This window comes from Eubacterium sp. An3 (genome assembly GCF_002159465.1).
In the GTDB taxonomy this organism is placed as follows: domain Bacteria; phylum Bacillota; class Clostridia; order Lachnospirales; family Lachnospiraceae; genus Anaerobutyricum; species Anaerobutyricum stercoris.
In genome coordinates this window covers 45,882-51,881 of record NZ_NFIR01000027.1, presented here as the reverse complement: position 1 = coordinate 51,881, position 6,000 = coordinate 45,882, and the positions used below count along the sequence as shown (strand labels likewise).

Here is a 6,000-nt window from a genome sequence, read left to right as displayed (position 1 = left end):
TTAACCGCGCTGTCGTAGGTTCAAGTCCTACTCGGGGAGTTCTGGCTCCTTGGTCAAGTGGTTAAGACACCGCCCTTTCACGGCGGTAACAGGAGTTCAAATCTCCTAGGAGTCATATGCCGATGTGGCTCAATTGGCAGAGCAGCTGATTTGTAATCAGCAGGTTAACGGTTCAAGTCCGTTCATCGGCTTTGCCAAACATTACTTTGGATTATTTGGGGACCTTTAGCTCAGCTGGTTAGAGCGGTCGGCTCATAACCGATTGGTCCGGGGTTCGAGTCCCTGAAGGTCCACTTTATCTGGCCCGATGGCTCAGCTGGTTAGAGCGCCGCCCTGTCACGGCGGAGGTCGTGGGTTCGAATCCCATTCGGGTCGCTTATCCTTTTTTGTGAAGGATGATTAATTTCATAGCATGGGATCTTAGCTCAGCTGGGAGAGCATCTGCCTTACAAGCAGAGGGTCATAGGTTCGAGCCCTATAGGTCCCATATGCCGGCGTGGCGGAACTGGCAGACGCACAGGACTTAAAATCCTGCGGGACTTATACTCCCGTATCGGTTCGATTCCGATCGCCGGCATACCAAAAGAATACGTGGGCATAGCTCAGCTGGATAGAGCGTCTGGCTACGGACCAGAAGGTCGGGGGTTCGAATCCTCTTGCCCACGCTTCTCACTTTTATAGTGAGCCAACAGCATAAAGCGCTATCGCCAAATGGTAAGGCACTGGATTCTGATTCCAGCATTTCCAGGTTCGAATCCTGGTAGCGCTGCTAGAAAAAGACACAGATTTGTGTCTTTTTCTTTTACTCTGTTTTATAAATTATTATATAAAACAGGAAAATCAGAAGCAGACAGTCAGAATTATTCTGGCAGCACATCCTTTACCTCTTGAGGACAAGAAAACATATTGTGTTATAATGACCGATATGGTATGATAAACAAAATAGTTCTTACAGGGGCTTTTAGCATGAACAGCATGTGATGGTCGGTAATTACACAATATAAGGTAAAGGGGATAGATATCAGATATGGCAGAGGCACGTATTATTTACAATCCTGGTAAGCTGGTTATGAAGATGTTTTATCGTAAGATGAACCAGGAATCCAGGCAGGAACTGGCAGAGAGAAAATATGACGCTGTTGGACTTTTTCAGACTACGGTATCAGGCGTATTATATTATGCTGACCGTGTTGCAAAGGTAAGCAACGTTTATCCGGTCGAGATAAACGGAAGTTGCCCGCAGCACATTATTACACTGGCTTTCTTTGGTGAGACAGCCGCAGTGGAGACCGCCATGAAGATGGTGATACAGGAAGAAAAAGAAAGAAAGAATCGTCTCATTTAACAGTGAGCGAATCACAATAGTCATTGATAAAAGGAATGATAGGGGTTCTGTTAACATAAGTTATGTCTAATAGAACCCTTTATTTGTGAATAAAGGGAATGGAATTCAGGAAACGGAAAGAAGGATTGACGGAATGTATGAAATGAAAATTCAGGTAAGATACAGTGAAACAGATCAGAACGGCAGAGTAAAGCTTCATCAGATACTGGAGTATTTTCAGGATTGCGTTACATTTCATTCTATGGCTGTCGGACTGGGAATCCGTGGGGATAAACAGGAAGACCGGGCCTGGTATCTGATTGCATGGAACATCCGGATTCATCGGTATCCACAGATGGCTGAGAATTTAACAATAGTGACAGAGCCTTATAAAATGCGCGGCTTTTACGGTTACCGGCGTTTCAGGATTTTGGATGCACAGGGAACAGTGCTCGTGGAGGCTGATTCCAACTGGATATTCATGGATACGAAAAAAATGATTCCGGTAAAGATACCACAGGATTTGGCAGAACGGTACATTTCTGCTCCTGTGAAGGATCAGACGGTCAGAGTAAAAAGAAAGCTGTCTGCAGACGGCGTCTGGACCGAGGGAGAAAAGCTGACGGTGACGAAGATTTTTCTTGATTCTAACGGACATGTCAATAATACGTATTATGTGCTGTGGGCGGAAGATGTCCTGCCAGAATGCTATGAGATTGGAGAGGTGAAGGTAGACTACCGGCAGTCAGCCTTTTTAAATGATATGATTCATATCAGTTATATAGAAGAAAAAGACGGTTGGAGAGTCCGTTTTTTAAATCAGGACGATACCTTGATTGCGTTGGTGGAACTGAAAAAACGATAGATGAAAAATGAAAAATTGAAAATATCAGGTAGATAGGAGAAAACAATGATTGAACTGGGAGTAAAACAGACACTTTATATTGACCATACCACCAGTTTTGGTGTGTATTTATGTGAAAAAAAGAATCTTGGAAAGAAAAAGGAAGATTGTGTGCTGCTGCCGGGCAGACAAGTTCCGGAAGGCAGTCAGAAAGGTGACGGCGTGGAAGTTTTCCTGTACAGAGATTCTCAGGACAGACTTATTGCCACTACACAGATTCCCAAAATAACATTGGGAGAGCTGGCGGTACTTGAAGTGGTGGATGTGACTAAAATCGGAGCCTTTTTGGATTGGGGGCTGGAAAAAGATCTGCTTCTGCCGTTCAGCGAGCAGACTGTGAGAGTCAGAACAGGCGAAAAATATTTGGTAGGTCTCTACATTGACAAAAGTGAACGACTTTGCGCAACTATGAAAGTATATGATTTTCTTCGAACAGATTCTTCCTATCAAAAAGGAGATTCCGTTAAAGGTATCGTATTTGGAAAAAATCCGGAATACGGAGTGTTCGTAGCTGTGGACGGCAGATACAATGCGATGATTCCCAAAAATGAAGTGGTTAGAAAGCTGGAAATCGGGGAGGAAGTATCGGCAAGAGTTGTTGCATTGAGAGAAGACGGCAAGCTGAATCTCAGCATCCGAGAGAAAGGATATATCCAGATGGACATCGATTCAGCCAAAATTATGGAAAAACTGTCAGAGAATCATGGATTTCTTCCATATCATGATAAATCTGCGCCGGAAGATATCAGAAAAGAATTCGGTATGAGCAAAAATGAATTCAAGAGAGCCATTGGAAGACTGTACAAAGGGCATAAAATAGAAATCACAGATAAAGGAATCAAGAGCGTATGAACAGAGCGGCCTTTGATATAAATGCATTCTGGTTCTGTGCGGTTTTGCTGCATATTCTGGGTTCGATTGTATTCAGCGTGATGGGCCTGCTGCCGCTGGGGACGCTTTTTTGTCTTGCGGCCTTGTGGGGAACATATATACATCTGTCGGATAAAAAACGACAAAGTATGTTCATAGCGCTTGCAGGATGGCTCATAAGCGGCGGAGTAATCCTCACCATGCCGATTTCCTACGGGAGCAGTCTGCTCATGAATCTGCTGATGCTGCTTCTTGTTTACTACGTCTGCCGGCAACGGGAGGTAACTCTGTGGAAATACTGCGCATTTAAAAAGATTCCGGCAGTACAGGGAGGCATTATTCTGCTGCTCACTTTTGTATTTCTGGTTATTGCTTCCTATATAAATGCAGTGTCCATGTTATTTGTTGAGAATCGCACCGCTGCATCGCTCCAGGGTACAGGAGATATATTCCTGCAGAGTGTTTTGGTTTTTGCGGTGCTTCCTGCCATAACGGAAGAAATCCTGTTTCGGGGATACATTTTCAGAGGAATTGCAGATAAAGATGTCGCTGTCATCATTTCTGCCGTGATGTTTGCGCTGCTGCACATGAACTTTAATCAGATGAGTTATGCATTTATCATGGGACTTCTGTTTGCTCTTCTGGTAAGAAGTACGGATAATCTGTCTGTGCCGGTGCTGGTTCATCTGTTGTTTAATTTGTATAATGTATTTACAGCTGCATTTCCGGAAAATCCGGCGGCGGTGTTTTTTCAGACTCTCAATATTGGCGGGTATAAGCTGCTTGGAGCGTCTCTCACGGATTCATCCGGGGAATACAGTTTTCAGCTGATGGGTATTGGAAGTGTAATAGTGATTTTAGCATTATCTGCAGCGGCTGTATTGCTCTGGCTGCTGAAAAAGAGCAATGGAAATATAGCACAGAGTCAGCGCACCACACAGGAAAACAGCATGCAGAAAGAAGGAATTCCCTGGAAGCCTGACAGGACATTTTGGGGAAGCTGTGCGGCCTGTCTGGTCATTGCGGTATCTTATGAATTTCTTTTATGATAATCAGAAACGGGTTTTCCGTCATCCGTAGGAAAAAGGATGTCGGGAAACCCGTTTTTTGTATTATTTATTTCTTTTTCTGATAATCCAGCGCCGCAGAGAGAAATCCCTTAAAGAGAGGATGCGGCTTATTCGGTCTGGACTTAAACTCCGGATGTGCCTGAGTTCCAATGAACCATGGATGATCCGGAATCTCAATCATTTCTACGATACGTCCGTCAGGAGAGAAACCGGATAACAGCATACCGTACTCCTGCAGAACTTCACGATATTTGTTATTAACTTCATAACGATGACGATGGCGTTCCTCAATAGTCTTGGAACCGTAAAGCTCCAGAGCTTTGGAATTATCCACAAGGTTACAAGGATAAGCGCCAAGACGAAGGGTACCGCCAAGATTGGTGATGCCTTCCTTGTCCGGCATAATATGAATCACCGGATTGGTGGTCATCGTGCTGAACTCATTACTGTGAGCATCTTCAAGGCCGACCACATTGCGGGCAAATTCAACGATGGTAAGCTGCATGCCAAGACACAGGCCAAGATAAGGAACCTTCTGTTCTCTGGCGTAACGAATGGCACAGATCATTCCTTCGATACCGCGGTCACCGAATCCGCCCGGAACGATGATTCCATCCACATCAGCGAGAAATTCGTGAACATTATAATCGCTGATCAGTTCGGAATCCACCCATTTGATCTCAACCTCGGAATTGTTGGCAACAGCGCCATGCTTTAATGCTTCCACAACACTGATATAGGCATCATGCAGCGATACGTATTTACCTACCAGAGCAATCTTAACTTTATGTTTTGGATTCTTCCATGCATCCACCATAGCAATCCAGTCATTAAGATCCGGCTGTGGACAGTCCATGTTGAGACAGTCACAGACGACATTGGCGAGCTTTTCTTTTTCCATTTCGAGAGGCAGTTCATAAAGGATATCCACATCAAGATTCTGGATGACTCTTTTTTTAGGGACATTACAGAACTGCGCGATCTTTTCTTTGATGCTGTCATCAAGAGGAAGATCGGAACGGCAGACAAGAATATCAGGCTGAATGCCCATGCCCTGCAGTTCTTTAACGCTGGCTTGTGTCGGTTTGGTCTTGAGCTCTCCGGAAGCTTTCAGATATGGAATTAATGTTACATGAATGAGGATACAGTTCTCATGGCCTACTTCATGCTGAAACTGACGCAGAGCTTCAAGGAAAGGCTGGCTCTCAATATCTCCGGCAGTACCGCCAATCTCGATGATAGCTACTTCTGTTTCAGAAGCATCCTCATTATGATAAAAACGGCTTTTGATCTCGTTGGTAACGTGTGGGATAACCTGAACAGTGTTGCCGCCAAAATCACCGCGTCGTTCTTTGTTCAGGATACTCCAGTAAACTTTACCGGTAGTAACATTGGACTTCTTATTTAACTTTTCATCAATGAATCGTTCATAATGTCCCAGATCAAGATCAGTTTCCGCTCCATCATCGGTAACAAAAACTTCACCGTGCTGAATCGGGTTCATAGTACCCGGATCCATGTTGATGTATGGGTCAAACTTCTGGCTGAATACTTTGTAACCTCTTGCTTTTAAAAGACGTCCAAGGGAAGCTGCCGTGATTCCTTTTCCTAAACCGGAAACAACTCCACCTGTGACGAATACGTATTTCACTGGCATGGATTATCCTCCTGTTTTTTCACTTTTCTCACATTAATTATTCCATTATACTATAGGTCCTGCTTTTTTTCCAGATAAAAATTAACAGGAGAAAGTTGAAAAATTGTGCGGAATGCATGAAAGCATAGGGTAAAAATATTTTCAATACCTAAAAGTATAAAAATATTTTCAGAGT

At 43.9% G+C, this 6,000-nt stretch carries 5 protein-coding genes and 8 tRNA genes; 12 read left to right on the top strand and 1 reads right to left on the bottom strand.

The features are described from left to right. Positions 1–43: 43 nt before the first annotated feature. The 12 genes from B5F87_RS16620 (at position 44) to B5F87_RS16565 (ending at position 4,147) form a co-directional block, all read left to right on the top strand. Positions 44–115, top strand: a tRNA-Glu gene (locus tag B5F87_RS16620). A gap of 3 nt (positions 116–118) precedes the next feature. Next, a tRNA-Thr gene (locus B5F87_RS16615) sits at positions 119–191 on the top strand. A 28-nt stretch (positions 192–219) separates the two neighbouring features. Then, a tRNA-Ile gene (locus tag B5F87_RS16610) sits at positions 220–293 on the top strand. An 8-nt stretch (positions 294–301) separates the two neighbouring features. After that, positions 302–375, top strand: a tRNA-Asp gene (locus B5F87_RS16605). A gap of 39 nt (positions 376–414) precedes the next feature. Further along, positions 415–487: transfer RNA gene (locus B5F87_RS16600), tRNA-Val, on the top strand. Positions 488–490: 3 nt separating this feature from the next. Continuing rightward, positions 491–577: transfer RNA gene (locus B5F87_RS16595), tRNA-Leu, on the top strand. A gap of 14 nt (positions 578–591) precedes the next feature. Then, positions 592–665: transfer RNA gene (locus B5F87_RS16590), tRNA-Arg, on the top strand. Positions 666–697: 32 nt separating this feature from the next. Continuing rightward, positions 698–769 (top strand) — tRNA-Gln (locus B5F87_RS16585). A gap of 258 nt (positions 770–1,027) precedes the next feature. Then, positions 1,028–1,345, top strand: coding sequence for a BMC domain-containing protein (locus tag B5F87_RS16580; protein ID WP_087283049.1), 318 nt, complete (start codon positions 1,028–1,030; stop codon positions 1,343–1,345). A 133-nt stretch (positions 1,346–1,478) separates the two neighbouring features. Next, on the top strand, positions 1,479–2,189 hold the full coding sequence (locus tag B5F87_RS16575) for an acyl-ACP thioesterase domain-containing protein (protein ID WP_087283047.1): 711 nt from the start codon (positions 1,479–1,481) through the stop codon (positions 2,187–2,189). A gap of 45 nt (positions 2,190–2,234) precedes the next feature. Then, positions 2,235–3,080, top strand: coding sequence for a S1-like domain-containing RNA-binding protein (locus tag B5F87_RS16570; RefSeq protein ID WP_087283045.1), 846 nt, complete (start codon positions 2,235–2,237; stop codon positions 3,078–3,080). Then, the gene (locus B5F87_RS16565; RefSeq protein WP_087283043.1) at positions 3,077–4,147 is read left to right on the top strand and encodes a CPBP family intramembrane glutamic endopeptidase; all 1,071 of its coding nucleotides are present in this window, start codon (positions 3,077–3,079) and stop codon (positions 4,145–4,147) included. Before B5F87_RS16570 ends, B5F87_RS16565 begins: the two co-directional genes overlap by 4 nt. Before the next feature lie 67 nt (positions 4,148–4,214). Here B5F87_RS16565 and B5F87_RS16560 read toward each other — a convergent pair whose 3' ends face one another. Further along, positions 4,215–5,825, bottom strand: a complete 1,611-nt coding sequence (locus B5F87_RS16560; protein WP_087283041.1) for a CTP synthase — start codon at positions 5,823–5,825, stop codon at positions 4,215–4,217. Between the last annotated feature and the right edge of the window lie 175 nt (positions 5,826–6,000).